A 25,825-nucleotide genomic window follows, 5' to 3' on the forward strand; every position below is an offset into this window, starting at 1 on the left:
CTCATAAAAAGCTCATAACTCTAAATAGTCGTTACCTTTATTATCTAGGTATTTGTCTGTCATTACCATAGATTTGTGACCTAATAATTTTTTTGCAAATTCAGCACCTTTTTTCTACCTCATGTAATCTAGCGGATAAGTTTCTAATTTCGTGGAAGGTTGGCTTCTTCTTTTCACAGGCTGGTAGATATTTAGCAAACCTTGTTCTTAAGGTATAAGTATTTGCGTTGCATGTGGTTTCACTTGAATGAGATAAATTGTTTAACACCTCACGAATAGATTGATTGAAAAAAGAAAGCTTTAAATCTAAAGGAATTGCAATCTTTGAGCCTTTTTTTCTTGCTCGAGATATATATTTTATCGTTTTTAAGATCACACCATTTTAAAGAAGCTATGTCACCTATAGGTTGGCTTGTCAAAACAAATAGCAAAAAATAAATTTTGTATATTTCTGGTGAATTGTTTAAGGCTTCTTTAAATTGTTCTAAGGTGAGTCTGGATCGTTGAACTTTTATTTTTGGAGATTTTATTACTGTTACAGGATTAATAGTGACATATCTGCTTGCTATAGCTTCATTAAAACTATCAGACAATGTTGATTTAATTTGTTTAACCATTGATAGTTTAGGATAGTTGTTTATAAAGTCAGCAATTATTTTGGGTGTAATGTCTTTAAGCGGCATGTCTTCTAAATTTCGTTTGATGATAGATATTTTAATTTTGTAATCACGCAAACTATTAGCGCTTAACTTTCTTTTATTTATGATTTCTTGATAGGTCACCAACCATTCATGTAAAGTTGTTTCTTTAGTACCTCTTATCCGATCAATTAAAGATTCTTTTGGTTTGTATACTTCAAGATTTGCTTGAATTGTTTCAGTTACTGCTAACGCTTTATTGATAAATTAGGCGGTAAATCTTTCGTCTTTTCTGCTTTTTGTCTGCTCATTCATCCGTTCTTTTAACCGCATAGGGTTATTAATTAGTTCTTTGTCTAGCAATATTGCGTTACTATCTACTTCATATTCTCTGCCAACCTTGATTGGAGCAGAAAATATCTTCCCTTCCTTTATATAATTAGATGACATTTGCCTCGTCCTTGGCCTAGCGAAATAGTTTTTATTCCATTCACTAAAAGTTACTCTCATACATCACCTCTTTTCAAATCCTCGTTAAGCAGCTTAAACATTTCTTCATTAAATGAAATTGATTTAATAGGCATGACAACACCTCACTTTATCCACAATAACTGTGGATAAGTCTGTTAGTGGTTTATGGTTAAATTAAGCTAGGCTTTAGAATAGCTAGCTTGTTTATAATTGGTTGGTTTGTGGTGGGGTTAGTGGGAGTAGTGTGAACAAGTAGTTTTTAACGTCCTCTAAAAGTTGATGTAAATCTTCTTCGTATTCTTCGTAAGCATTCTCATCAATAAAATCATACTCGTCTGTAAATGGTCTTTTCTTATTGTATAAAACAATCTTCTTGCCTTCTTTTAATAAAGTTAGACTTAATTCCTCTATAGGCTTCCAGTCAAAAGCTGGTTGGCGATTGTTCCATTCTTTAGCAGCATCACCATTATTTCTATGATCTCCTATATTTATGTAACATCCGTTATATTTAACAGTAGGTTTTTGAATCCAGCAACCAGTTTAATCTTCCTGAACATCTACGTAACCGTCTTGCTTTACTCCCACAAAAAGGGCAGGGTTTTAATTCATTAGTCATATTAATTGACCTCTTAACTAATATTGTAATTTCATTAATAATTATTTTAATATTCTTTGGCTAAAGTATAGGAGTTTTTATCCTTGATTTTTGCTATTTTACCAATAGCTTAACAAGCAAGATTAAGCTGGTAAGTAGTAAAAATTCATTAGTTACAAATGGAGTAGTTGATTATGAAAAAGTTTATTACTGCTTTAGCTTTTTTTTCTAGTTTATTCATATGTTCAAATACTTTTGCTGCTAATAATATAGTAGTTAGCAAGTGGGTTTTAATTAATTACAGAGCAACTTCAACACCTTTTGCATACAGTTGTGATTATGTTCGCTCGGTCTATGTTAATGGCCTTTTTGTTACACAGCAGTATTGGACTGGTGCCGCCTGGTGGGTTTGTCCAGCAGTAATCTAAATAAAAATTGATATACTTGCATCTTATACCAACCTATAATGGTGTTGGTATAAGTTTTATAGATAGCTATTATGATATAGCGAACTCCTAGTGACCTGTCTTTAATATCTTGATTAAATGCCATTGATTGAGTAATGCTTAGTGAACGAGATATCGTCCCAGTCATCGCTCTGAGGCGGTGTTGCTTGTTGATTCTGCTTCGGCCTAGTTTGCTGTACTAGGCTTTGTTGCTGGTTAAATTGTTGTGGTGGATCTTGACCGCTGTCTAGAATCTGCATAATGCTTACATAAATTTTAGTTATGTACTTATCAACGCCTTGTTGATCTTGATACTTTTCAGTAACAATCTTATATTCAAAATAAGCTAGCGATCCTTTAACTAGATATTGTCCAGCTACTTCTGCCAATTTTCCGAACATAGTTATATTGTGCCAAGTTGTACGCTCTTGACTTTGCCCGTTCTGATCTATCCACTTCTCGCTAGTCGCTACGGACATATTAGCAACCGAGCTTCCTGATGCTGTATAACGTATGTCAACATCATTTCCTAGTCGTCTAATAATTTGAACCTTGTTTGAACTAGCTATGCTTAACCTCTTTAACTGTATTTTTAACCAACTCAATAAACTGAGTATGTCTATTGGTTAATCTTTCTATACCCTGTTCACAGTCTGATCTATTAAGCCTGTGAATGATCAATTGCTTATGTTCTGGAAAGTCTGAGCAATAAATAATGAAGTCTACCTAGTCACACCCCGCACAATCTAAATGGCCTATAAGCTGCCATTTATAACTAGGGTCAAATAAATTACGCTTTAGCGTTGCGTAATGAGTAGAAGCGATAACTGACTTAATCTCGATAACACCGTCATCATTAACAAGTCCATCTGGTGATTCACCATAATCGCCACAATCAAAAAAGCCACCATTATTAGCCATGATTGTTCCAAATTTAGAAACAGTGACTTTCCCTAGCCTTAAATGCTCTCATTCTTTGCTATTCTGTTGGATGTTTTGCCATTTCATCATTACACTTGGCTATCAATTGCTCTATGTGTTGTTATGAAATATGAGCTCTTTTTAAAACGCTTTCCAAATTACCATCGCGTTTTTTAAGCGTTTTTAGCACCACTCCACCACTTTTCATTCTCTGGCGTTTAGACTGACTTTTGCTCCTGAATATCGGTATATACATCCATTTCCTGATCTATTAGTTCTTCAGTGGGAATGCTGAATGTTTGTGGTAGGGCATATTTATGAGCTATAGGCATAGCTTTTGCTGTTGACTTGTCTTCACTATCCATTGCTTCACCAAAGACTGCACAGTTAACACTAGAGCTGTCTTTGCACCAAAACGTATATTTCATTTGAACAGTCGTGTAAAAAAGTACAGTGCCTTTTGCATTTACTCGTTCTGTTCTTGTTTGCTCTAACACTTCAGGTGCTGTGAATATTCCATGCTTGGCTAGAATAGGGAGCAAAGTATTATAAACATCATCAATACCTCGATAGTTAAAGCCCTGTTGCTTCTTATCCTTTCCTATAGCTTCAATTTCTTCCATAACACAATCCATCGCTTGATAAATGCTTTACATAACTTTGAGCAATATATAGCACAGCCTCTATTGATATCTGTTTGTCTTGCTTCAAATTCGCATCCGCAAGTTTTGCAATTTCGTTTAACCATTATTGACCTCTTTAATTACTCCATAAGAAAGCAATCAAGGTCAGAAGATACAAGTTGATCTGGCTAAATTGCTTTCTTATAGGTAGAATTGGCTAAAAAATTAAATGAGCGTTTTATATGGAAAGTGTTTTTTATTTTATTTTGCTCGTTATTGCTACTTTATATATTTGGCTATTTATTATTATTATTTTTGGCATCATTGCTGCGTTAGTAAAAAAGAACATGCGCAAACTATGCGTATGTGCGGTATTGCTATTTATTTTTGTACTTTTATCATATGTATTAATAAAATATGTATTTGATTTCATTATAAGCATACATGGTTAGTTTGCCATCCTTGGCATGGCTAAAGTTAGTCTTCCTCAGTATCATTACAGCTAATTAAAGCATCATTTTTTTTGATAATTTTGCATTCTTTTCTTTGAGCCCATCAATTTCTTAACTTGTTCATCTTTTTCTTTTTTGTAATCAGCAAATGATATAAATAATTCGTTGCTTGCTGGTTTAAATCCTTCAATTACATGGTCCTTTGGTTCTACTTTACATTCGATTTCGTGATTATTGCTTTTTGTTTTGTAAGAGTTGCCTAATATTATTGTTGATTCTGGCTTTACTTTTTCTAATGAATTCTAGTTATCTTTAATAAATACAGGATTTTGCTCCAACATATTGATTATGGCTTGTAAGGCTTTCTCTAATTTGTCACTAGGTACAGAGATTAAAATATTGGTAGTGCCTTTTACATCTATATTGATAAATATAATTATTTCCTCCTTGGTATTAATCAATTAACTAATAAAACCACCCTGTATAGGGTTGTTTTGTTAATTGACTTCTTAAATTTGATTTTCTGAGGTAATATAAATAAAAATTAAAACGAATGTTTTATATGCTGGGTCTGATTTACCTCACTTCACTTGGGTTAAGACAAGTTCCTCTTACAACTATTTTTTTAGTAATAGCAGTAATACTTGCCCCGCTGATTATTTTAGCGGTCCTTGCAGATAAGCAATACAAGAAAATATACCTTCTAGCAATAGTGCTTTTTTTGTTAGCTTTAGGCTCTATATATATTATCTATAATGTACTTTATTTCATTATCCCTGTTATTCTTTTTAGTGGTATAAGATAACTATATTTACAAGGTGATCAACCAACTAGAGTAGGGGGTAACCCCTGCTTTTTATTAGTAATCTCGAATTTTATTTTCTCACTCGAAGACGTTGCCCGTCCATATCCTTTCTCCTCTGCTATTACTAGGAAACGGCCTAGCTCTTTTAATCTGAAATTAACTTGCTAACTTTTTTAAAATAGATAAAATCTTTGCGTGCTTATTAACATTTACTGAGAAAATCATGAAAAAAATAGTATTTCTTTTTGCCACCACATTAATTTTAGTAGGGTGTAATAGTATGGATAATCAATCTAAGAAAGATAAAAATCCTAGTGTTGGTATGGCTAATCCTGCATCTGTATATTGTGAACAGATTGGCGGAAAATTAGAGATCAAAAATTCAACTGATGGTCAATACGGTATGTGTACTCTACCTAATGGAGAACAAATAGAAGAGTGGGCGTTATACCGTAGAGACCATAAGTAACTTGCTAAGTTGTCCTTTGTCTTAGCTACTGATAACCGCGCATATTGCCGTTATAACTTCTATCTTATCGGCCTTATGCACCGAACCAGTGGAAAGCTCAAAACTTTCTGCTTGTCACTGTGGGCTACCATTTAAAGGTAGACAGCCGCGTAACCTTTTAATCACCTTTAGCAAACGCACTGGTTAATGCGTTTGGTGAAGATTGCTATTTACTCTCAATATCTTTAACTTTAGCCTCCGCTTCTTCTCTTGTCTTAAATTCGTAGAATGAATTAGCGTCTGTTTTTTCACCCTCAATACCTACTACATAGAGCTCCTCTTTAGCACCTGTTTTGCTGTTGATGCTTTCGATTTCTTGCATGGTGTATTTCATGATTAACCCCTTAAAGCTCATATAACCTGTTTAAATCTGCTGTTGCTAAGGTTAGCCATATAGCCGCGAAAGCTAACCCTGCTATTAAATCTTTTTTCATAACGCCCAACTAACAATCGACCAGATAACCATTGCGCTAAATAAAGCACCACAAGATACGTTCAATATTGTTTCGCCCATCTAAACCACCTTTAAAGCTATTGCTGATACAGCAGTTATAATAAAAAGAACATCTAGCACAATTTTCATTTATGCGGCCTCACAAGCTAATTGGTCTACTAAAACGGCTAGCTTCTTTTGGTAGGCATCTACTCTGTAAGCTTCTCCACCTATCTCAATATCAACATCGCCAATACTGACTCCTAAAACAGTTATGTCGTTTTCATTAAAAATATTGCTTTGAAATGTATATCTTCCAAATTCGCATACAGCGTTGTAATCTGGTCTTAATTCTTCAATTCTGATGTGCAGTTCTGCTAAGGCTCTTTTTTGATGCGTTGGTATGGCTTTCATCTTGTTCACTCCTAAACTAAAATGCTTATTTCGCCAATCTCTGTAAGCTGAAATATGGCTTCGTCAATTGTCTAGTCTGCATCTTCTGCTGTTTGTTTAACTAACTGTTGATCAGCTTTGCTTAAAGTATTGAACCGGAATTCTTCCAAGGTTTGAACGTTATCCCACGACTTAAGGTAGGTATTTATGTTAATTAGTTATTTATTTTTAGTTTAATATTGACAACGTCGGAAAAATAATGCGTTATTACCACAATTATTTTTCGCACCTTAAATAAAGTTAAACAAAACGCAGCCTCTAGCCTAATCGGCAGGGGCTTTTTTTATGCCCGTAATAAAACTATACTTCATTCATGTATGTTTCTAAGGATATAAGGAAATGAGACAAGTAATTAGTGTCATTGTATTAGCTTTTTGTATTATGGGGCTTGGTGGAAAGTCTAATTTTTCGATTAATAAAGATGATACTGAAGAAACTTACGCTGATAATCCTCTTCTTACAAAAGTTGCTTCAGATCGTTTAGATACCAAACACTATAGATTTAAAGATGTTGCCCCAGTTTCAATACTGGGAATAAATACTAATGACATAGGTATCGTCAGTGGAGATGTTAGACTTGTCCCTGAAGAAAAATTAGTTCTAGTTGATCTTATTTTCAATGGTAAAGAGAACTTCGATAAACTTTTTGATAGATTACAGAAAGAATCTGAAAGAGATAGGGATATGAACTGCCGCTATCCAGGTGGAAATATATCTTGCCATCGTGATATGTACGATAGAGGTGATATTAATGTTTTTGTGCTTACTTATTTTAAAAAAACAGATGGTGCTGTTTTATCCATTATGATAAATAACAACTAAGATTTTCCCTTATAGTAACAGATTAAAGCCTCTTAAAAGAGGTTTTTATGTCTTTTTTTTCTTGCTAAAGCAATAGGAATCAATAAATTAAGTAAAATAAAATATGATCTCCAGTTAATAGTAAAGGAGAATTTAGAATGTCATATTATGATAATTTTTCGTTAAATTCAGCTTTAAAAGTTGAAAGAGAACAAGTATGGGGCTTAGAGCCTAATAAACATGTATATAAAGTAACTTTGCCAGTTTTTATGAGTAAGGTAATTCCTAATGACGATATTTATAAAACATACGGGAATAAACTTTTTCTTCATACAGAATTTGAAATTAAAATAATCGCAAACTCTGAAGCTTCAATAGTCGAAGTTGAGAATCAAGCAAAAATTACTTTAAAATCGATGTTAGCTTCTGATAGTGTATTTGATTTCTAAACGTAAAAAAAGCCCCTTACTATAGCTGGTTAAGGGGCTTTATTATTTGCTTAAGTTAATACGAAAGCGACCTCTTTAATACTGGAATATTGAAGATAGCCCTAATCAGCAGAAGCACCTGCATCATAGCTAGATCCCCGTCCTACGTAGGAAAAACCAGTCTAGCATAAGCATGATAACTAAGGGTTATGCTACATAAGTCCTATTGTGAGTGTAAAAAATTACTTTTCAGCTTATCAGAAGATCAAGAAATTATATTTAGGTATCCACGCTGTATGAAAAATAAAACATTAGAAATAGATGGTAGCTATCAATATAAATGTGATAGCTGTGGTAGGTTATTTTTCAAGGTAGTAGACAGCAAAGTTGAGATCAAATGTACACAGTGTAAGAAAATGCACTACAAACCTATGAGTTTAAACAATCGAAATGCCGAACAAAGATCCCAGCCTATGGAATTGGTTGATAGCAGCAATTGAGCAAAGTCCCACTATACAAGGGGGCAGTGATGGCAGCAATTATGGCTACATTAAGATTACTTTACGATGACAATAAAATCAAACCTATAATAGCTTTAGAAGCAATTACTTGTGGCGCTTTGTCGTTATGTATTACTAGTTGATATATTTCAGCTACCACAAAGTGCTGTTATTACTATTGGTGGTGCAATAGGCTTTGTTGGTGTTACTTCTTTAAGAGAGTTTATTTTGAAAACTATAAATAACAGGATTGATAAAGAATGACCGATAAAATAAAGCTTACCTTAGTTCTTGAAAAATCAGAATATTATGGAACATTTGAAACAATAACATTACCCGATGGAAAGACGTTCTATACATTAGAGCTACCAGACAAAGGCAACAAACGTCAGGTGTCATGTATTCCTAAAGGTACATATCAATGTAAGATTTTTAATAGCGCCAAGTTTGGGAAAGTTTATGGTATCTGTGGTGTCCCTAATAGGATAGCTATTCTAATTCATGCAGGGAATTATGGTGGAGACATAGATAAAGGCTACAGAACAGATATACAAGACTGTATTTTGCTTTGAAAAGCTAAACAATCAGCCAGTTGTCACTAGCAGTAAGGTAGCTTTAAATGATTTTATGGGCGATCTTAATAACGAGCCTTTTGAATTGGTGATTAAATAAAGTTAAAGAAATAACTTATAATAAAACTATTTCATACACTTTAAGGATTGTTAACATGTCAGTATTCATGTCATTTTTTTATAGTTTATTCGCGGGTATTCTCTTAAGTTGTAATATTAGTATGGCCCAAGAGAGCGAGACTGCAGATGTTCTATTTGAAAAAGGAGTGCAATATGCCGGCAAGCAAGATTACCAACAAGCAATGCAATGGTATCTAAAAGCTGCTGATGAAGGCAATACTGATGCAATGTATAATATTGGAAATCTTTATGCAAAAGGGGAAGGAGTTGAATGGAGTTATCAACAAGCCATGCAGTGGTGGTTAAAGGCCGCTGATAAAGGTCATATAAACTCAATGCTCATGATTGGTGGTTACTATTATGCGAGCACTGAATATCCAGAGGCGATGCAATGGTACTTGAAAGCAGCAAACAAAGGCAGTCCTAATGCAATGCTTCGTCTTGGATGTCTTTATAAGGAAGGTCTAGGGGTTAAGCAAGATAAGGAACAAGCTGAATTTTGGTACAGAAAGGCAAAAGAAGAACAAAAATAAATCTATTTCTTCAAACGAACCGCCATTAGAGGCGGTTTTTTTATGCCCATTAGTACGGGTTTAACCAGAGAAACTTACAGAATAGTGGTTAAGAGAATAGCGAATGTTTTCCTAAGTTCTCGACCGCCACTTATGTACTAACTTAACCACTATTCTATAGGTGAAAACATGGCAAATATTCAATTAGTATCTGTTAACGATGAAGTAAGAGTAGATAGCAAGTTGATAGCTGAACGGGGTGGCATTGAAAATAGATCAGCCGTCCAGACAATAACTAACTATATTGATGATTTTAAAGAGTTTGGACTAATCCAATTTGAAATGGAGACAGTGAAAAAGATTGGTGGAAGAGGTAGAAAATACAAAAAATATTATCTACTACAGTTCATGCAGGTCACAGATTTGGTGCTCCGGCAATTTATGGTTAAATGACTTTAAAATGGACTGACTCAGTCGTTATACCCAAGGAAGTATTAAAAGAGAAGTAAAGGCTCGTAAATCTAATTCTGAGAAAGTACATCAATGGCTACAAGGTGGCGGTATAGATTTATTAGATGGACAGATAAATGCTATAAAAGCTATTGCCTTAACATCATTAGATCATAGGGATTTTGATGCAAGATGTAGACAAGCATTTAGCAAGAGAGGACAGCTTAAATTTATATTGCCAAAGGCTAGCTAATGGACACTATCACTAAATACCTCTCTGTAGGTTTAGGAGCTATAGCAGTACTACTGCTTATCTACTGTTTAATACTGAGAAACGACAGAGACAATGCACTAAACGAGATAGGCACTCTTAATGGTTGGCTTTATACAGTTATAGGAGCTAACCTGAATCTAAAAGGCTCTATTGACCTACTAGAGAAACAAGCAGAACAAAACAGAGGCTACATAACCAAGCTAGAAGATCAAAAAGCAGAAACAAGAATAAAAGCTATGGAAGAACTGGAGAAGTTCAAATCCACAAAGCATACTAACCAGCCTGTAAGTGATTGGGCAAACAATAAACTACTAAAGGGGATTTATTAATGCTTGGCTATATGACAAAGAAATAAGCTTTAAGTAATGGATTTATACATCATGGTAGTTATTATGGAATTCTTCTTTGGATGGGAGATCTTGATACTGATCGCCCTATGGTAGCCAATAAGTTCTTGCTGCTAGAACTTGTTATGCCCGTAATTACTTTTATAGAGCAGTTAATAAATGATTATAGATGGTATGAAAATATGTTCGTGTTTGAAATTATTAAAAAGATTAAATAGACATGATAGTTAAATTACTAATAACTGTGCTGATAATAAGTTATTTAGCTGGCTGTACTAACAAACAAGTAGTAACCGAAGTAAAGATAGTTTATATCAAACTTCCAGTAATAATGCATGTCAACGGTACTCAATCCAAGAATGCAAGCCTGAGACAAACGGTGAGCTATTTGAATGTACGCTAGAGATAACCAAGCAACTAAATTTATATGCTGATCAGGTAGACAGTTTAAGGAGTTGGTAAAGCAATCAATAAGCAAGAATAAGCTTCACGAAAGAGTGTTTTAATAATTAAAAACTATATTTTCATGAGTAAGATATTCTCTGGATAGTCGCTCAAGGTAAAGACTTAAGAAATGCTACTTGAATAACATATATTTGTTATTATCCTATCCTGGGTTAATTATAGGATAAAAAGATGAAAAAGATCGTGTTTGTTTGTTTGTGTCTTTTATCTACAGCATGCTCTCAGAAAGAGGTACCGCTTAGTCAACTATTTACTGAGAAATCTGCCTTTGGAGTAAAGAGTGGGATGACTCTTGAGGAAGTGAGCAAGGTTCTCAGTTTAGAGAAAGTTAATACTAAAGGCTGTCAAGAATGCTATAAGTCTAAAAGCTCACCTTTACAGAATAGTTTATTTAGTTGCTATGGATTTATGTTTAGAGATGATCGTTTAGAAAAAATCGTAGGATTTAACGATATTCATCCAACAAACAGTGATAGCACTGTGGTCTATGATGGGTATAAAGAGCTAATACAAGTTATAGATAATAAAATTAAAAATGGTTCTTTAGAGTGTGCGAAATTGCCTTCTACTATCGACGAACAAACCACTTATGTATGTAAGAAAAACTATTCTATTGATATTATTTATATAGATGATGGACATAATGAAAAGAAAAATTTTAAATTTATGGGAATAACGTATACATTTTTCAATGATCTTTCTTAGCAAATTAACAACGAAATTAATCACAACATAATACTAAAACCAATAAATAGCCGCCCATTGAAGCGGTTTTTTTATGCCTGTAAAAAGGTAACCAACACCTAAGGGAAAAACAATGCTATTAACACCAGAACAACTCAAAGAGTTAGGAATAGAAGTCAACGAAGGGCAAGCTATTTAGACGGCAAGGAAGCAGTGCATTCACCGCGTATCAAGAAAAATACAGCAAGGATTGTTAGATCACAAGTTGCACAAAGTTCATTTGGATGATGGAACCGAAAGAATAAGTGAAAGAGTTGTTGTGATGCCAAAAGGAATAACAAAATTGTCTTTAATGCTAGTTAATAATATTTGAGGAGGGTATATGGCAACTGAAATAAAATATATACGATATAATAATTGCAAATATGTTTAATTAAAATTTGTACTGTAGAATTAATGATTTATAAAGGTAGTAATTATGAAAATTGATAGAGTGTATCAAGCTCCCGCAGTTAATAAAAAAAGGTATGGTGACACTATAGTTACTATGCTGAGCGATGGTTATCTTGATGCTTCATTTGAGTTATTGAATGGTATTGAAGCAATTGAAGCTGAGGCACTGTTGGAAAACAAGGGAATTAGCCCTTTGCCTCGCATGAATATTAATGTGTTTGTATTACAAATAGGGGAGCGAACAATTTTGGTGGACAGCGGTGCAGGAGGTATAAATGGCTGGGGAGGAAGATTACAAGCTGCATTATCAGCTGCTAATATCGATCCACTAGATATTGATACCATTTTATTAACGCATGCGCATCCAGACCATATTGGTGGTATGGCTACATCATCTGCAACACCTGTTTTTCGAAATGTTCAAGAGTTGTATATCCATGAAAATGAATTAGATTTCTGGCGCAATGATACAATATACGTATCTTCAAACGATAAGTTTAAAAAGAACGCTAATATTGCGAGAAATGCTTTCGATGCCTACCAAGATAGATTAGTTCCATTTAAAAATGAAGCTATACTACCTGGAGTTCAAGCAGTTCCATTATTTGGGCATACGCCCGGCCACACAGGTTATTTGATTGGTAATGAAAAGGACTCTCTCCTTATATGGGGGGATATTGTTCATTTTCCTTATATACAAATAGTTCATCCTGATGTGACGATTGCATTTGATAGTGACCCTACTCAGGCCTCTCATATACGTAAAATACTATTAGATCGTGTCGCTACAGATCAGCTTTCAATCAGTGGTATGCATTTCAATCTACCGGCATCTGGGAAAATTCATCGAGGAAAAAATTGTTATATATTGGATTACGATCTATGGTCACCTTCAGTCTAAAGCTTTCATTGAAATAATACTTTTATTGGCATAATTTGCTCGAAATTATGATTATCCTAGTTTGGTCTATCCTTTTTAAAAAACTGCATATGTATCTTGACCAAACCCTCTTTTGAATTTTTTTCGCAAGAAGAAAATATGGTTTAACTTAATGCCGTGAGGCGTGGAGAAACAAAATGACAGACGGAATTAAAATCGTAGTTGACGCTACAGATGCAGAAAAAGCACGTATTGAACTTGAAAAACTAAGTAGCTCAGTAGAAAAGCTAGAAACCAAAACAAAAAAATCTACATCAACAGTCAATGATATACAAAAAGAAATAATGTCTCTCAGTTCCGTTAGCAAGATAACCTCAAAGGCAGTGGACGAAGTAACAAACTCGCCAAACAATGCGGCTAAAGAGCCTAAATCAACCGCAACAGCTACACAAAAAGCAGACAAGCTACAGCCAGTTTAGGCGAAAGCGAAGAACATGCAGCCACAAGAATTAAAAAGATGATTGCAGCGGCACTTGAGAGAAAGAGAGCAACAGATGAAGCAGTTGAAGCGTCTAGAAATATGTCTAGAACCTTGTCTAATGAAAACAAAAACTGGCAAGAGGTCGTTAAAGCACAAAACCAGTCAATGTCTGCTTACCACAAAGTAGAACAAACCATACAAGCATAAGCAGCTGCCGAAGAAAAAGCCAAAGAAGTAGCATAACAAAGAAAAATCTAGCTGAAATTCAACAATAGAGTATGGGGGGCTGTTAATGACCTTACGCGTGTGCATCATTCAACGGGTGGATTAGCTAGAGTTCCTGCTCATTCTGCGCCTAGTTTGCCAAGTATTAACTTTGCACCTATGGAAAATACCAACAGTACTACTGTTAAAAACAACATGATGCTCAATGTTATTGATGATCCTAACAAAGTTGGTAATTCTCTTTTAAATAACGAGCATACGCAAGATAGTTTTTATGTATTTTTAACAGAAAATAACCAGAGAGTTAGGCAGATTTTGCAATTCTAATGATAAATATAGAGGGCAGACTTATTGCCCTCTCATTTATTATTTAAAATTGTTACAAAATGCGCTATCCTATCTTAAATTAAGAAAAGGGATAGGGTTATGAAAAGGACTCTTATTGCTAGGCTAAACTATCGCATGGATGATCGGTCAAGACGTATCACGAACAGGTGTTAACGATTACTACGCAATTAGGTTAGATGCATAAGTTATTACACAGCAACCTTATGTGTCTAGGGTTGATTAAGGGTTGTATGATTAATTTTTAAATCCTATTCTAAGAGATAAACTATGACATTGGAAATAAAAGAAAAGATTCTACCATCCTATATCGTGTTATCTTATGACGATATTAGCGATCTAGCCAATGAAAACCATACAGAGGCTTTTCTTGTTGTATCAAAAAAGTTTTTTGAAGAAGTTTTGACTTTATTCAATGATGAGATCGAAATACACCTTCCGAATATTTTTTACTCTAAATATCCTTTGGGAGGCTGGATTCCATTTAAGCAACTTTTAGATGAAGCCGCTAATTTTCTATCCTTTATATATTATAACGATAACTATGAATTTCTTACGCAATTAAGAACGAAATATAATTTATATGAGCTATCAATATATACTGATCCTGTTGTATTTACGATAAAAAGGATAAAAAAATAAAGCTAAGAGTATTTTAAAAGCATACAATTTCCATTCTATTGAAAAGCCAGAAACACGGTTGTATTACTCTATCATAAATAAGATAGGGTAATGATTATGTATCTAAAGTTGATTTTAGCTTATGTAAATCTAATCAAACACCTTAAAAATCAAAGTCTATACTATCAGCCTATTCTTGCATGAAAATGCTATTATATAAGCTCATAATGATTTTTAAGTTATTGATTTAATATAACGTAATGGCTTATATCGACTAGTTTTGTCATGCGTGCGGAGTTGTTTAAAGTATATAACGCCTTGTTTATTAAATATTTTTTATTTATTGGCCTCTTTTTCTAATAAACAAGTAGTGAATTTTTCTATGATGTAATTGTATTCATCTTTTTGAAGCCCATTAGGATCAAGAGATAATAATGTATTCTCTCCTGTTTCATCGTAATCGTAAATATGAACATCTACATCCAGTTTTTTATTTAGGTAATGATAGATATTTTTTCGTTGCCGTGCATGGGCAGGGTAATAATCTTTTAGTTCATGCATGGCCAGAACAACCTTTTCTTTAGCTGCCATTTTATTTGCTTGAATATCGCCTGCTTTACGTTTAGCCGCAGATGGAGCTTCAAAAATATCTCTTTTAAATGTATTAATCAATTTGTCTATAAAACTTTGATGGTTAGGCATAAATCGTATCCATGATTGATAATATAATAGAAGAAGATACTAACTATATTATCATTAGTTTTATTAAAAAGACATTGAATGGCAAATTTTTAGGTTTCGATTATGTATTAATTGTGTAATAGGCTTCACAAAATAATGATTTATTAAAATTTTTTTAAAAATAGGCTTGTTGTATTCTACTTATGAATTATAATATCAAGTGATATCTTATCCATTAGAATAAAGTATATTAATATAATGAGCAGTTTTTATTTACAAGCGGTATGGAAAGGCAATATCACATTTAATTATTAAGTGTTTTTTTCATGTTTTATAGGAGATAAAAGTGAAAAAATTTAAAATCGCATTGTTAGTAAGCTCATTAAGTTTGTTGAGTGTAAATTGTTTTGCTTTAGATGGTGGTGTGTTGACATTTAAAGGCTTAATATCCACTAAAACATGTAATGTAGATGTGGATGGAGTTGCCTCGAGTCCGGTTGTTACGCTTCCTAGTATTCCTTCAACTGATCTTCCAAATGTTGGCTCTACAGCAGGTGCTAAAGAGTTTCGTATCAATTTAACAAATTGTAATATTTATGTAACAAGAGCACGTTCTACATTGATAGGTAATCGCGTGACAACCAGTGGTAACTTAGGAAGTATAGGAACAGCAAAAAATGTTTCTATTCAAGTTGCTAATGCCTGGAACTCATCAGTTATCGACTTCAGTCAACAAGAAGAGATTATTTCATTACCTACTGAGCTTGGTAAAGCATATATCCCTTTTATTGCTAAGTATTATGCTGAAGGCACTGTGACTGGGGGAACTGTTATTGCAACAGCACAATATGCTCTTATCTATGAGTAGATTGGTATAAGTCTTTTTGTTTTAAATGTTGTAGAAGTAAATAATTGGCTATTATCTCTAAAAGGTTTTTTATACAGTATTGCGATGCGATTGAAATAAAAAACTATATTTGATGTGATTTGAGTATAGTTTTTATGAGATTCTAGAAGTACTCATACAATTATATATAGATTATGATGGTTAGATTTTTTTATCTCCGAAACGTTTTATTTGCAATTAAATAAAACGCTATCTATTGGTCGTTTTTATGTGGCTGATATTTTTGTTGAAAGTATGCTATATAATTATTTCTTACTAAAAAGCCCTGTTATTACAGGGCTTTTTAAGTTGTTGAGGTTTTAAGCTAATCCCAGCTAAGCGCACCACCTGTTTGATACTCGATAACACGTGTTTCAAAAAAGTTTTTCTCTTTTTTGAGATCCATCATCTCGCTCATCCAAGGGAATGGATTAGTCACGTTAGGGAACTCTTCTTTTAAGCCGATCTGTACAAGGCGACGATTAGCAATGAATTTTAGGTATTCTTCCATCATTACTGCATTCATACCTAATACACCGCGTGGCATTGTATCGCGTGCGTATTCAATTTCTAATTGAGTACCTTGTAATAGCATTTGGCGGGCATCGTCTTTCATTCCTTCATCCCAAAGATGAGGGTTTTCAATTTTGATCTGGTTGATCATATCGATACCAAAATTCAAATGCATTGATTCATCACGTAAAATATATTGGAACTGTTCTGCAACGCCTGTCATCTTATTACGACGACCCATAGAAAGAATTTGGCTAAAACCACAGTAGAAGAAAATACCTTCTAATACACAGTAGTAAGCAATTAAATTACGTAGGAATTGCCTGTCTGTTTCTTCTGTCCCTGTTTGGAATGTAGGGTCAGAGATTGAGCGTGTATATTTTAAGCCCCATGCTGCTTTTTTAGCAACTGAGGGAACTTCACGGTACATATTAAACACTTCGCCTTCATCCATACCCAGTGATTCAATACAATATTGATAAGCATGGGTATGAATAGCTTCTTCAAAGGCTTGACGTAAAATATATTGGCGGCATTCTGGGTTAGTGATTAGACGGTAGGTAGCCAATACTAAGTTGTTAGCCACCAATGAGTCAGCTGTTGAGAAGAAACCGAGGTTACGCATAACAATGCGACGTTCATCTTCGGTTAAGCCATCTTGACTTTTCCAAAGGGCAATATCGGCTGTCATATTGATTTCTTGTGGCATCCAGTGGTTAGCACAGCCATCAAGGTATTTTTGCCAAGCCCAGTCGTATTTGAAAGGAACTAGCTGATTTAGATCGGCACGGCAGTTGATCATTTGTTTGTCATCAACTTGTACACGCCCAGAGGTTCCTTCTAAATCATCGAGCCCTTCTTGAATATCTAATTCATCTAATGCTGCTTTAGCTCTTCTAACGTCCTCTGAGTCATCTGCTTGAATGCTACGGGCTTCATTAGCGAGATCATCACCCACATGATTTAGTTGCTGTTCTAATTGAGCCGTTTTTGTATCAGCAGGTTTGCTCTCTTTTTTAGGGGTATCGTCATTGTCGAAATCATCCCAACTTAACATAAGTAATCTCCTATTTAATAGGCATTATGTCGTTATAATGCCTAAATAATATACAAAATAGTCAAACGGTTATTGGCAGGCTTCACAGTCAGGATCATCAATACTGCACGCTTTTGGCACAGGGGCTGGAGCTACATTGGCTTGCGCTACCTGTTCGTGATTTGATGAAACAGCGTTTAATGCACCAGTGTTAATTGTTGATTTTTCTGTACTTGTAGCAGCTAATGCACGTAAATAGTAAGTGGTTTTTAAGCCTAAGTACCAAGCCATACGGTAAGTAACATCGAGCTTTTTACCTGATGCACCAGCAACATAAATATTCAGCGATTGAGCCTGATCAATCCATTTTTGACGACGGCTTGCCGACTCAATAATCCATTTTGGCTCTACTTCAAAAGCAGTACAGTAGAGGCGCTTTAGGTCTTCAGGTATACGCTCAATTTGTTGCACACTACCATCATAGTATTTAAGGTCATTAACCATGACGCTGTCCCAAAGATTACGGACTTTTAAGTCATGAACTAAATAAGGATTAATGACAGTAAACTCACCCGATAAGTTAGATTTTACAAATAGGTTTTGGTAGGTTGGTTCAATGGATTGAGAAACTCCAGTAATATTAGCAATAGTCGCTGTAGGAGCAATCGCCATGATGTTTGAGTTACGCATACCTTTTTTGACCAACTCACGGATTGGCGCCCAATCAAATGTAGCTGTTTTATCTACTGAAATGTATTGATTACCACGCTCTTCAATTAACTTGTCGATTGAGTCAAGAGGTAATACCCCTTTAGACCATAAAGAACCTTCGAAGGTCGAGTAGCTACCACGTTCATTAGCAAGCTCACAGGAGGCTTGAATTGCATAATAGCTAATCGCTTCCATAGAGAAGTCCGCAAATTTGACCGCTTCATCAGAGCTATACGGAATGTGTTGCAAGTAAAGAGCATCTTGGAAGCCCATCAAGCCGAGACCAACAGGACGGTGTTTAGCATTAGAGTTCTTTGCTTGAGGTACCGCGTAGTAGTTGATGTCTATGACGTTGTCTAACATGCGTACAGCCGTTTTTACTGTTCGTGCTAGTTTTTCTACGTCTAATTTACCATCAACGATATGTTTAACGAGGTTAATTGAACCAAGATTACATACGGCTATTTCATCTTCGTTAGTGTTTAACGTAATTTCAGTACATAAATTGGAGCTATGCACAACACCAACATGTTGTTGTGGGCTACGAATATTACAAGGATCTTTGAAGGTAATCCAAGGGTGGCCTGTTTCAAATACCATGGAAAGCATTTTACGCCATAAGTCACGTGCAGGTAGTGTTTTAAAAGTTTTGATTTTGTTGTATTTGGTTAACTCTTCGTAGTACTCATAGCGTTCTTCGAAGGCTTTACCGTATAGGTCATGTAAATCAGGCACGTCTGATGGGCTGAATAGCGTCCATGATCCATCTTCGAAAACACGTTTCATAAATAAATCTGGAATCCAGTTAGCTGTGTTCATGTCATGTGTACGACGACGATCATCCCCAGTATTTTTACGTAACTCTAAGAACTCTTCGATATCAAGATGCCATGATTCTAAATAAGCACACACAGCTCCTTTGCGTTTTCCTCCTTGGTTAACGGCAACTGCAGTATCATTAACAACTTTGAGGAAGGGGACAACACCTTGAGATTTACCATTGGTTCCTTTAATGTAAGCGCCTAATGCACGAACGGGCGTCCAGTCATTCCCTAAACCACCAGCAAATTTAGAAAGCATCGCATTATCATGAATAGCTTTATAAATACCTGATAAATCATCTGGTACAGTGGTTAAGTAGCAACTTGAAAGTTGCGCGCGAACTGTTCCAGAGTTGAATAATGTAGGGGTTGATGACATATAGTCAAAAGACGATAACAGATTATAAAACTCAATAGCTCGTTCGTTTTTGTCTGTTTCTTCTAAGGCCAATCCCATCGCAACACGCATAAAGAATACTTGCGGTAGTTCAAAACGAATACCATCTTTATGAATAAAATAGCGATCGTATAATGTTTGTAAACCTAAGTAAGTAAACTGTTGATCACGTTCATGTTGTAATGCTTGACCTAGTTTTTCTAAGTCAAATTGAGCTAAGCGCTTATCTAATAACTCAAGCTCAATACCTTTATTAATATAAGCAGCGAGTGCTTTTGGATAAAAGTTAGCCATTTCATGGTGAGTGGCACGTTCCGCAATATTTAAGAAATTTAAAGCTTCTGCACGTAATGTATCAAGTAATAAGCGTGCTGTAACAAAAGAATAGTTTGGTTCGCGTTCTACTAATGTTCTTGCTGTCATTACGAGAGCAGTATTAACATCTTTTTCTGCGACACCGTCGTAAAGATTTTTTAATGTTTCTTTTTCTATAATACGGCTATCAACTTCCTCTAAACCTTCACAGGCTTCCTTCAAAATTGTGTTTAAGCGGCCTAAATCTAAAGGACGTACTTCGCCTTTATCTGTAGTAACACGGATACTTGGATGAGCTTCTTCTATATGGTTTTTGGCACGTTCTTGTTTTCTCGCTTCGCGGTAAAGTACATAAGCGCGTGCTACTTTATGTTCGCCCGAGCGCATCAAAGCTAGTTCAACTTGGTCTTGAATGTCTTCAATATGAATAAGGCCACCAGAAGGCATTCTACGCTTAAAGGTAGCTGTTACAAGGTCAGTTAACTTTTTAACGGAGTCATGAATACGTGAAGATGAGGCGGCGTTATCGCCCTCAACAGCTAAAAACGCTTTGCTAATAGCCACTGAGATTTTATCATCAGTATAGGGTACAACACTCCCTGTCCTTTTAATAACATTAATTTGTCCAGGTGCGGGGGTATTTAACTCGCTATTTATTGGGTTATTATCATTATGAGATACACCACTTAACATTTATGTCTCCTAAAACTAACTTTATACATATGATAAAACAACAAACACAACATATAGTATTTGTATTATTCTGTAGCACGTAGTCCAATTGGTCTACCAAGGCGTAATAATAGGAGATGCCCAGCCATCAAGCATCTCTTAAAATAGGGGTAGCTTAGAAAAGTGCTTACTAGATATAGTTTGCCTTATTACTATATATAGTATTATATACTGGTTTTCATATACAATATAGAGGGATTTTTTTGAATTGTGTATAAGTTTGTGGATATTTTATGGATAGCTATTAGAAAGCTTTGGTATCGCTTAATTATATAATTTTTTTATTAAGAAGGTAATCTTTAAGATTTTTATCTATCAAATCAGATACAATATATAGTGTTGTTATTTTTGCTTTAATCTTGGAATAATTGATGTTAATAAAAGAACGTGATTTGCCTAATGAGGCAGTCAACTTGCCCGATATTCCCCCTTTATTAAAACGTATTTACGCTGCGCGCGGTATTACAACCCCTCAACAGTTAAATAGAGAGCTTACGAATATTGTATCTTATAAAACGCTTAAAGGCATTGATGAAGCAGCAATCTTATTAGAACATGCGCTCATAGAGCAACAATCTATTGTTATTATTGGTGATTATGATAGTGACGGTGCAACGGCAACCGCATTAGCTATGCAAGGTTTGCGTATGTTAGGTGCTCACAACGTTAATTATTTAATACCGAATCGGTTTGATTATGGTTATGGCTTATCCCCTGAAATTGTCAATATGGCCATTAAAACTTACCAACCGCAAGTGATTGTCACCGTAGATAACGGTATTACCAGTTTAGATGGAGTAAATACTGCAAAACAAGCAGAGATAAAGGTACTGATTACTGATCACCATTTACCGGGTGAGCAATTACCCAACGCGGATGTCATTGTTAATCCTAATCAAGCGGATTGCTCTTTCCCTTGCAAGTCCATTGCAGGTGTTGGCGTTATGTTTTATGTCTTGATTGCATTAAGGGCACGATTGAGAGAGAAAGACTATTTTCTACAAAAGCAATTAACAGAGCCTAACTTAGCTGAACTATTAGATTTAGTAGCCTTAGGCACTGTAGCAGATGTTGTTCCTCTCGATACTAATAATAGGACGCTTGTTTATCAGGGGTTAAAGCGAATACAAAAGGGGCGAGTAAGGCATGGCATTAGAGCATTACTTCAACTGGCAGGGAAGGAGCTTGATACAATCACTGCCTCTGATCTCGGCTTTATTGTAGGTCCAAGACTTAATGCTGCCGGTCGACTAGATGATATGCAACTCGGGATTGACTGCCTTTTAGCAGACAATGAAGCAGATGCTTATGAAAAGGCAGCGCAGCTAGATACACTTAATAGACAACGTCGAACAATAGAGCAAACCATGCAAAAAGAGGCGTTACAGCAATTAGAGAGTATCACATTAGATAATTTACCTTATGGGATTTGTTTATTTAATGATCAATGGCATGAAGGTGTTATTGGTATTTTGGCCTCACGTTTAAAAGATAAGTACCATCGCCCGACGATTATTTTTGCAGAAACAGAACAAAAAGGTGTATTAAAAGGTTCTGCTCGTTCAATTACGCACATAAATATTCGTGATACATTACAAAACATGGCTAGTCAATATCCTGATCTGATGGATAAGTTTGGTGGGCACGCTATGGCCGCGGGGCTTGTTTTACAGAAGGAACAATTGTCATTATTCCAAACAGCATTTAATCAAGAAGTAGCAAGGCAGTTGGGTAATGAACCACTAGACAAAATAATTGTAACGGATGGGGTGCTTTCTCAAGAAGATTTTTGCTTAGCGCAGGCTAAGCAATTAGCTGAGGCAGGTCCATGGGGGCAGTCTTTTCCAGAGCCTCTTTTTAATGGTGTATTTTGGATAGAACAACAGCGCTTATTGAAAGACAAGCATCTAAAGTTAGTACTACGGACAGAAGATAAGCAGCAACAAGTGGATGCAATAGCATTTAATATTGATAACACTGTATGGCCTAATAGTACAATTAAACAAGCCAATATAGTGTATAAGTTAATGGTTAACGAGTATAACGGCCAACAGAATTTACAACTATTGGTGACTCATTTACAGCCATTATAAATTGGTAATGGATTAAAAAAGGCAACCTTAGGTTGCCTTTTTTGTTGATTAATAAGATAAGTAATGGAACAGTGTATCAGGAACACCTGCGTAGTTTGCAACAGCAATCAATGGTGATGGCCATACCCCTACAAAGATAACAATAATTGCAATCAATAATAAGACAAAAGTGGCCAGTAAATGTGACCAATGGATACCTTTTTCTTCATTACCTGTTGCAGTTGGTTCAGGTAGGTAAAGTGTAATCATCACCCGTAAATAGTAGTAAAGACCAATACCACTACCAATAATGACCATTGCGGTTAATAACCATAAATTTGCATCTACGGCAGTTCTTAATAACCAGAATTTACCAATAAATCCTGCTGTTAATGGTACACCAGCTAATGAAAGCATCATGACTGACAATGAAATTGTCAATAAAGGGCGACGCCAGAATAAACCACGGTATCTATAAAGCGCATCAGCATCACGATCACCACAAGGTGAAGATAGAACAGTAACCACACTAAATGCTCCCATAGTGGTTGCTATATAGGTAAATAGATAGATAGTTGCTGTTTGCGCTGCTAGTATTTTAGTGGCGGCTGATGAAGACTCATTACTGGCTAAAAGGATAATCAGTAAATAACCAAAGTGGGCAATTGATGAATACCCCATAATACGTTTTAAGCTGGTTTGGAACAGTGCCAATAAGTTACCGACGAGGATAGAAGCAATAGATAGAATACTAATAGCAATATAAAGCCAAGAGTTACCCGTGATAGGGATGAACTCCATCAGGCGTAATAACATCGCAAATACAGCAAGTTTACTAGCTGTTGCTAAAAATGCAGAAGCAGGGGCGGGCGCTCCTTCATAAACATCAGGTGTCCATAAATGGAATGGCACCAATGATAATTTAAATGATAGCCCTACGATCATCAATACAATACCCATATCAACGAGTATTGAATGATTAACAACTTTAGAAATCTCTAGAATAGAAGCAAAGGTTAGTTGACCTGTTATTGCATATAATAAGGCCATACCAAATAGTAAAAACGCAGTACCTGTTGCTGAAAGCACCATGTATTTTATACTGGCTTCTAATGAGCGATGTTGAAAGAATGAATAACCAATTAAACCATACATTGGGATAGATAATAACTCTAAACCAATAAATAAGCCCATTAAATGTGTTGTACTGACCAGTATCATTCCACCTAAGGTTGAGAGCAGAAGTAATAGATAAAACTCATCTTTATTACCTTTATAACCCTCTAAATAGATATGGGAAAAGCAAGTACAAGCCATTGTAACCAATATAATTGATAAGCTTGCAAAGTAAGCATATTTATCAAATGATAGTAAACGGGTTACCTCAATTACTTGTTTTGCAGCATCGACTTGTTTAACGGCAGGGATGATAGCGATGAGTGCTAAAACCATCCCAATCATTGAGATAGCTGCTGTTAAAGTTTGGTGCCGTTTCCATGCAATAGATAACATGACAACGACAATGGTAGCCGTCATTACCAATATGGGTAAGAGGGCTATAAAATGACTTGTTGTTAGTTGTATTTGTTCCATGAGCGACTACCGAGAAACGAGGTTAGGGGAGAACCAAGCATGCACACCATTCATGGTGGCAGCTGATGTGTCCAGAACGATCTGTGGATAAACACCTAGTAATACAAGGAGTATAATCAATAAGAACATCATGTTAAGTTCTCGTTTACAGAGCCCTTGAATAGGTTCATGAAAATTACCACGTGTTGTACCATAAAAAACACGTTGCATGATACTCAGTGAATAAATAGAAGCTAATACCAAGCCAAAGGCTGCAATAGAAACCGCAACTTTATCTGCTGGGAAGGCTCCAATTAAAATCATGAACTCACCCACGAAGTTACCAGTTCCTGGTAATCCTAGCGCGGCGGCATTAAAGAATAACATAATGGCTGGTAAGTAAGTTATTTTACTCCAAAGCCCACCCATTAAACGCATATCGCGTGTGTGTAAGCGTTCATAGATTTGACCACTGGAAATAAAGAGGGCCGCAGCGGAGAAACCGTGAGCAATCATTTGTATAACAACCCCTTGTAAAGCAAGAGGACTACCAGAATAAATACCCACTAAAATAAAGCCCATGTGAGAAATACTGGTATAAGCAATTAAGCGTTTAATATCTGTTTGTTGGAAGGCTAAAATAGCACCGTAAATAATGCTAATAATACCTAACCACATAGCAATAGGTGCGAATTCTATAGACGCATGCGGGAATAAAGGAATAGCGAAACGTAAAACACCAAATGCGGCTGTTTTTAATAAAATACCTGCGAGGTCAACAGAGCCTGCGGTAGGTGCTTGAGCATGTGCATCAGGTAGCCATGAGTGTAAAGGAACAACTGGCAATTTAACTGCAAAAGCAATAAAGAAACCAAGCATCAATACATATTCTAAACTACCTAAATTAGTACCTAGTAGTTGTATATAGTCAAAACTCATCACTCCAGTACTTGTATAGTTTTTAAGTGCTAGTGTAATAATAGACACAAGCATTAATAAGCCACTGGTTTGGGTGAAAATAAAGAATTTAGTTGCCGCGTAAATACGTGTTTTTCCATCAGAACCACTATGTCCCCATAAGGCAATAAGGAAGAACATAGGGATAAGCATGGTTTCCCAGAATAGGAAGAAAAGGAATAAATCAATGGCGATGAAAACACCAACAACCCCACCTAAAATCCACATCAAGTTTAAATAGAAGAAACCTACACGGTTATTGATTTCTTTCCAAGAACACAAAACAGCCAATAACCCTAAAATAGCAGTTAGTACAATGAGCAGAATAGAAAGGCCATCCATTCCCAAGTGGATGCTAATCCCTAATTGGGGTATCCAGCTCATTTGGAAGTAAAACATCCACCACTTAGATTGACCATGTATTAAGGCCGATGAAACCTCTGGGTTAGGTGCATTATGCCAGTTACCTGTAGCCCAGAAATAAAGGGACAAGGAAACCAATATGACCATTGTTAATAATGCAATCCAACGAGGAAGAAAATTACTAATCCGTTCAGAAAGCCAACAAAAAAGGCCACCGATAATCGGTATTAGAATTAACCAAGGTAATAATAGGGATGACATGACTA

28 protein-coding genes and 1 pseudogene are annotated in these 25,825 nt (G+C 35.4%); 17 read left to right on the forward strand and 12 right to left on the reverse strand.

Annotation, left to right across the window (positions count from 1 at the left end; genetic code table 11):
• Positions 1–269 precede the first annotated feature (269 nt).
• Positions 270–782, reverse strand: coding sequence for a site-specific integrase (locus tag DM558_RS15740; RefSeq protein ID WP_228411805.1), 513 nt, complete (start codon positions 780–782; stop codon positions 270–272).
• Between the two features lie 123 nt (positions 783–905).
• Positions 906–1,148 carry an excisionase gene (locus tag DM558_RS03855; protein WP_127162136.1) on the reverse strand — a complete coding sequence of 81 codons (243 nt, stop codon included), beginning with the start codon at positions 1,146–1,148 and terminating at the stop codon, positions 906–908.
• A gap of 750 nt (positions 1,149–1,898) precedes the next feature.
• Between DM558_RS03855 and DM558_RS03860 the strand changes: the two genes are divergently transcribed.
• On the forward strand, positions 1,899–2,132 hold the full coding sequence (locus tag DM558_RS03860) for a hypothetical protein (RefSeq protein ID WP_127162137.1): 234 nt from the start codon (positions 1,899–1,901) through the stop codon (positions 2,130–2,132).
• 113 nt (positions 2,133–2,245) lie between these two features.
• Here the strand turns inward: DM558_RS03860 and ssb are convergent, their stop codons facing one another.
• From ssb to DM558_RS03875, 3 genes are all read right to left on the reverse strand, one after another.
• Positions 2,246–2,755 (reverse strand): single-stranded DNA-binding protein, encoded by a 510-nt coding sequence (ssb, locus tag DM558_RS03865; protein WP_228411806.1) that lies wholly within the window; start codon positions 2,753–2,755, stop codon positions 2,246–2,248.
• A gap of 121 nt (positions 2,756–2,876) precedes the next feature.
• The gene (locus tag DM558_RS15700) at positions 2,877–3,071 is read right to left on the reverse strand and encodes a PDDEXK family nuclease (RefSeq protein ID WP_177412500.1); all 195 of its coding nucleotides are present in this window, start codon (positions 3,069–3,071) and stop codon (positions 2,877–2,879) included.
• 218 nt (positions 3,072–3,289) lie between these two features.
• Positions 3,290–3,706, reverse strand: a complete 417-nt coding sequence (locus DM558_RS03875; RefSeq protein WP_127162138.1) for an ERF family protein — start codon at positions 3,704–3,706, stop codon at positions 3,290–3,292.
• Between the two features lie 1,525 nt (positions 3,707–5,231).
• Between DM558_RS03875 and DM558_RS03880 the strand changes: the two genes are divergently transcribed.
• A complete protein-coding gene (locus DM558_RS03880; protein ID WP_228411807.1) occupies positions 5,232–5,420 on the forward strand; it encodes a putative hemolysin in 189 nt (62 codons plus the stop codon).
• Between the two features lie 205 nt (positions 5,421–5,625).
• Here DM558_RS03880 and DM558_RS15590 read toward each other — a convergent pair whose 3' ends face one another.
• Together DM558_RS15590 and DM558_RS03885 are read right to left on the reverse strand one after the other, a co-directional pair.
• Positions 5,626–5,793 carry a hypothetical protein gene (locus tag DM558_RS15590; protein WP_164731239.1) on the reverse strand — a complete coding sequence of 56 codons (168 nt, stop codon included), beginning with the start codon at positions 5,791–5,793 and terminating at the stop codon, positions 5,626–5,628.
• Positions 5,794–6,042: 249 nt separating this feature from the next.
• Entirely contained in the window at positions 6,043–6,306 is a 264-nt protein-coding gene (locus DM558_RS03885) for a hypothetical protein (protein ID WP_127162140.1), read from the reverse strand.
• Positions 6,307–6,684: 378 nt separating this feature from the next.
• Here DM558_RS03885 and DM558_RS03890 point away from each other — a divergent pair, with 378 nt between their 5' ends.
• The 13 genes and pseudogenes from DM558_RS03890 to DM558_RS03950 all read left to right on the forward strand — a co-directional run bounded on the left by DM558_RS03890 (position 6,685) and on the right by DM558_RS03950 (position 14,524).
• Positions 6,685–7,167, forward strand: coding sequence for a hypothetical protein (locus tag DM558_RS03890; protein WP_127162141.1), 483 nt, complete (start codon positions 6,685–6,687; stop codon positions 7,165–7,167).
• A gap of 137 nt (positions 7,168–7,304) precedes the next feature.
• The gene (locus DM558_RS03895; protein ID WP_127162142.1) at positions 7,305–7,595 is read left to right on the forward strand and encodes a hypothetical protein; all 291 of its coding nucleotides are present in this window, start codon (positions 7,305–7,307) and stop codon (positions 7,593–7,595) included.
• Between the two features lie 520 nt (positions 7,596–8,115).
• Positions 8,116–8,338, forward strand: a pseudogene (locus DM558_RS15890) (phage holin family protein).
• Positions 8,335–8,646: a DUF5675 family protein gene (locus DM558_RS03910; RefSeq protein WP_127162145.1), complete on the forward strand. Its 312-nt coding sequence runs from the start codon at positions 8,335–8,337 to the stop codon at positions 8,644–8,646. The pseudogene DM558_RS15890 and the gene DM558_RS03910 overlap by 4 nt, the downstream one beginning before the upstream one ends.
• Positions 8,647–8,801: 155 nt before the next feature.
• On the forward strand, positions 8,802–9,299 hold the full coding sequence (locus tag DM558_RS03915) for a tetratricopeptide repeat protein (protein ID WP_127162146.1): 498 nt from the start codon (positions 8,802–8,804) through the stop codon (positions 9,297–9,299).
• A 168-nt stretch (positions 9,300–9,467) separates the two neighbouring features.
• Positions 9,468–9,731: a hypothetical protein gene (locus DM558_RS03920; RefSeq protein ID WP_127162147.1), complete on the forward strand. Its 264-nt coding sequence runs from the start codon at positions 9,468–9,470 to the stop codon at positions 9,729–9,731.
• A gap of 249 nt (positions 9,732–9,980) precedes the next feature.
• Positions 9,981–10,331, forward strand: coding sequence for a hypothetical protein (locus DM558_RS03925; RefSeq protein WP_127162148.1), 351 nt, complete (start codon positions 9,981–9,983; stop codon positions 10,329–10,331).
• Between the two features lie 654 nt (positions 10,332–10,985).
• The gene (locus tag DM558_RS03930; RefSeq protein WP_127162149.1) at positions 10,986–11,519 is read left to right on the forward strand and encodes a hypothetical protein; all 534 of its coding nucleotides are present in this window, start codon (positions 10,986–10,988) and stop codon (positions 11,517–11,519) included.
• A gap of 457 nt (positions 11,520–11,976) precedes the next feature.
• On the forward strand, positions 11,977–12,852 hold the full coding sequence (locus tag DM558_RS03935) for an MBL fold metallo-hydrolase (RefSeq protein ID WP_127162150.1): 876 nt from the start codon (positions 11,977–11,979) through the stop codon (positions 12,850–12,852).
• 176 nt (positions 12,853–13,028) lie between these two features.
• Positions 13,029–13,310 (forward strand): hypothetical protein, encoded by a 282-nt coding sequence (locus DM558_RS03940; protein WP_127162151.1) that lies wholly within the window; start codon positions 13,029–13,031, stop codon positions 13,308–13,310.
• Between the two features lie 38 nt (positions 13,311–13,348).
• The gene (locus DM558_RS15595; protein WP_164731240.1) at positions 13,349–13,519 is read left to right on the forward strand and encodes a hypothetical protein; all 171 of its coding nucleotides are present in this window, start codon (positions 13,349–13,351) and stop codon (positions 13,517–13,519) included.
• Between the two features lie 99 nt (positions 13,520–13,618).
• Positions 13,619–13,864: a hypothetical protein gene (locus tag DM558_RS03945; RefSeq protein ID WP_127162152.1), complete on the forward strand. Its 246-nt coding sequence runs from the start codon at positions 13,619–13,621 to the stop codon at positions 13,862–13,864.
• Positions 13,865–14,152: 288 nt separating this feature from the next.
• On the forward strand, positions 14,153–14,524 hold the full coding sequence (locus tag DM558_RS03950) for a hypothetical protein (protein ID WP_127162153.1): 372 nt from the start codon (positions 14,153–14,155) through the stop codon (positions 14,522–14,524).
• A gap of 315 nt (positions 14,525–14,839) precedes the next feature.
• On the opposite strand, the gene DM558_RS03955 is transcribed toward DM558_RS03950, so the two are convergent.
• Positions 14,840–15,205, reverse strand: a complete 366-nt coding sequence (locus tag DM558_RS03955) for a hypothetical protein (protein ID WP_127162154.1) — start codon at positions 15,203–15,205, stop codon at positions 14,840–14,842.
• A gap of 325 nt (positions 15,206–15,530) precedes the next feature.
• Here DM558_RS03955 and DM558_RS03960 point away from each other — a divergent pair, with 325 nt between their 5' ends.
• Positions 15,531–16,052 carry a fimbrial protein gene (locus DM558_RS03960; protein WP_164731241.1) on the forward strand — a complete coding sequence of 174 codons (522 nt, stop codon included), beginning with the start codon at positions 15,531–15,533 and terminating at the stop codon, positions 16,050–16,052.
• A gap of 343 nt (positions 16,053–16,395) precedes the next feature.
• On the opposite strand, the gene DM558_RS03965 is transcribed toward DM558_RS03960, so the two are convergent.
• Together DM558_RS03965 and DM558_RS03970 are read right to left on the reverse strand one after the other, a co-directional pair.
• Positions 16,396–17,640: a ribonucleotide-diphosphate reductase subunit beta gene (locus tag DM558_RS03965; RefSeq protein ID WP_127162156.1), complete on the reverse strand. Its 1,245-nt coding sequence runs from the start codon at positions 17,638–17,640 to the stop codon at positions 16,396–16,398.
• Between the two features lie 69 nt (positions 17,641–17,709).
• Positions 17,710–20,556: a ribonucleoside-diphosphate reductase subunit alpha gene (locus tag DM558_RS03970; RefSeq protein ID WP_127162157.1), complete on the reverse strand. Its 2,847-nt coding sequence runs from the start codon at positions 20,554–20,556 to the stop codon at positions 17,710–17,712.
• 410 nt (positions 20,557–20,966) lie between these two features.
• Between DM558_RS03970 and recJ the strand changes: the two genes are divergently transcribed.
• Positions 20,967–22,688: a single-stranded-DNA-specific exonuclease RecJ gene (recJ, locus tag DM558_RS03975; protein WP_127162158.1), complete on the forward strand. Its 1,722-nt coding sequence runs from the start codon at positions 20,967–20,969 to the stop codon at positions 22,686–22,688.
• A gap of 48 nt (positions 22,689–22,736) precedes the next feature.
• Here recJ and nuoN read toward each other — a convergent pair whose 3' ends face one another.
• Both nuoN and nuoM read right to left on the reverse strand, forming a co-directional pair.
• Entirely contained in the window at positions 22,737–24,251 is a 1,515-nt protein-coding gene (nuoN, locus tag DM558_RS03980; RefSeq protein ID WP_127164804.1) for an NADH-quinone oxidoreductase subunit NuoN, read from the reverse strand.
• Positions 24,252–24,266: 15 nt separating this feature from the next.
• Positions 24,267–25,820, reverse strand: coding sequence for an NADH-quinone oxidoreductase subunit M (nuoM, locus tag DM558_RS03985; protein ID WP_127162159.1), 1,554 nt, complete (start codon positions 25,818–25,820; stop codon positions 24,267–24,269).
• Positions 25,821–25,825: the final 5 nt, after the last annotated feature.

Origin of the sequence: Entomomonas moraniae (assembly GCF_003991975.1) — a bacterium.
GTDB classification, from domain to species: domain Bacteria; phylum Pseudomonadota; class Gammaproteobacteria; order Pseudomonadales; family Pseudomonadaceae; genus Entomomonas; species Entomomonas moraniae.

Bases quoted from the DNA above. Each gene is read 5' to 3' on its own strand.
- recJ (WP_127162158.1), top strand. From the start codon at position 20,967: ATGTTAATAAAAGAACGTGATTTGCCTAATGAGGCAGTCAACTTGCCC.
- DM558_RS03935 (WP_127162150.1), top strand. From the start codon at position 11,977: ATGAAAATTGATAGAGTGTATCAAGCTCCCGCAGTTAATAAAAAAAGG.
- DM558_RS03855 (WP_127162136.1), bottom strand. From the start codon at position 1,148: ATGAGAGTAACTTTTAGTGAATGGAATAAAAACTATTTCGCTAGGCCA.
- DM558_RS03885 (WP_127162140.1), bottom strand. From the start codon at position 6,306: ATGAAAGCCATACCAACGCATCAAAAAAGAGCCTTAGCAGAACTGCAC.
- DM558_RS03950 (WP_127162153.1), top strand. From the start codon at position 14,153: ATGACATTGGAAATAAAAGAAAAGATTCTACCATCCTATATCGTGTTA.
- DM558_RS03875 (WP_127162138.1), bottom strand. From the start codon at position 3,706: ATGGATTGTGTTATGGAAGAAATTGAAGCTATAGGAAAGGATAAGAAG.
- DM558_RS03965 (WP_127162156.1), bottom strand. From the start codon at position 17,640: ATGTTAAGTTGGGATGATTTCGACAATGACGATACCCCTAAAAAAGAG.
- DM558_RS15590 (WP_164731239.1), bottom strand. From the start codon at position 5,793: ATGAAATACACCATGCAAGAAATCGAAAGCATCAACAGCAAAACAGGT.
- DM558_RS03940 (WP_127162151.1), top strand. From the start codon at position 13,029: ATGACAGACGGAATTAAAATCGTAGTTGACGCTACAGATGCAGAAAAA.
- DM558_RS03930 (WP_127162149.1), top strand. From the start codon at position 10,986: ATGAAAAAGATCGTGTTTGTTTGTTTGTGTCTTTTATCTACAGCATGC.
- DM558_RS03925 (WP_127162148.1), top strand. From the start codon at position 9,981: ATGGACACTATCACTAAATACCTCTCTGTAGGTTTAGGAGCTATAGCA.
- DM558_RS15700 (WP_177412500.1), bottom strand. From the start codon at position 3,071: ATGGCTAATAATGGTGGCTTTTTTGATTGTGGCGATTATGGTGAATCA.
- nuoM (WP_127162159.1), bottom strand. From the start codon at position 25,820: ATGTCATCCCTATTATTACCTTGGTTAATTCTAATACCGATTATCGGT.
- DM558_RS03890 (WP_127162141.1), top strand. From the start codon at position 6,685: ATGAGACAAGTAATTAGTGTCATTGTATTAGCTTTTTGTATTATGGGG.
- DM558_RS03910 (WP_127162145.1), top strand. From the start codon at position 8,335: ATGACCGATAAAATAAAGCTTACCTTAGTTCTTGAAAAATCAGAATAT.
- DM558_RS03860 (WP_127162137.1), top strand. From the start codon at position 1,899: ATGAAAAAGTTTATTACTGCTTTAGCTTTTTTTTCTAGTTTATTCATA.
- DM558_RS15595 (WP_164731240.1), top strand. From the start codon at position 13,349: ATGATTGCAGCGGCACTTGAGAGAAAGAGAGCAACAGATGAAGCAGTT.
- DM558_RS03955 (WP_127162154.1), bottom strand. From the start codon at position 15,205: ATGCCTAACCATCAAAGTTTTATAGACAAATTGATTAATACATTTAAA.
- DM558_RS03895 (WP_127162142.1), top strand. From the start codon at position 7,305: ATGTCATATTATGATAATTTTTCGTTAAATTCAGCTTTAAAAGTTGAA.
- DM558_RS03880 (WP_228411807.1), top strand. From the start codon at position 5,232: ATGGATAATCAATCTAAGAAAGATAAAAATCCTAGTGTTGGTATGGCT.
- DM558_RS03915 (WP_127162146.1), top strand. From the start codon at position 8,802: ATGTCAGTATTCATGTCATTTTTTTATAGTTTATTCGCGGGTATTCTC.
- DM558_RS03920 (WP_127162147.1), top strand. From the start codon at position 9,468: ATGGCAAATATTCAATTAGTATCTGTTAACGATGAAGTAAGAGTAGAT.
- DM558_RS03970 (WP_127162157.1), bottom strand. From the start codon at position 20,556: ATGTTAAGTGGTGTATCTCATAATGATAATAACCCAATAAATAGCGAG.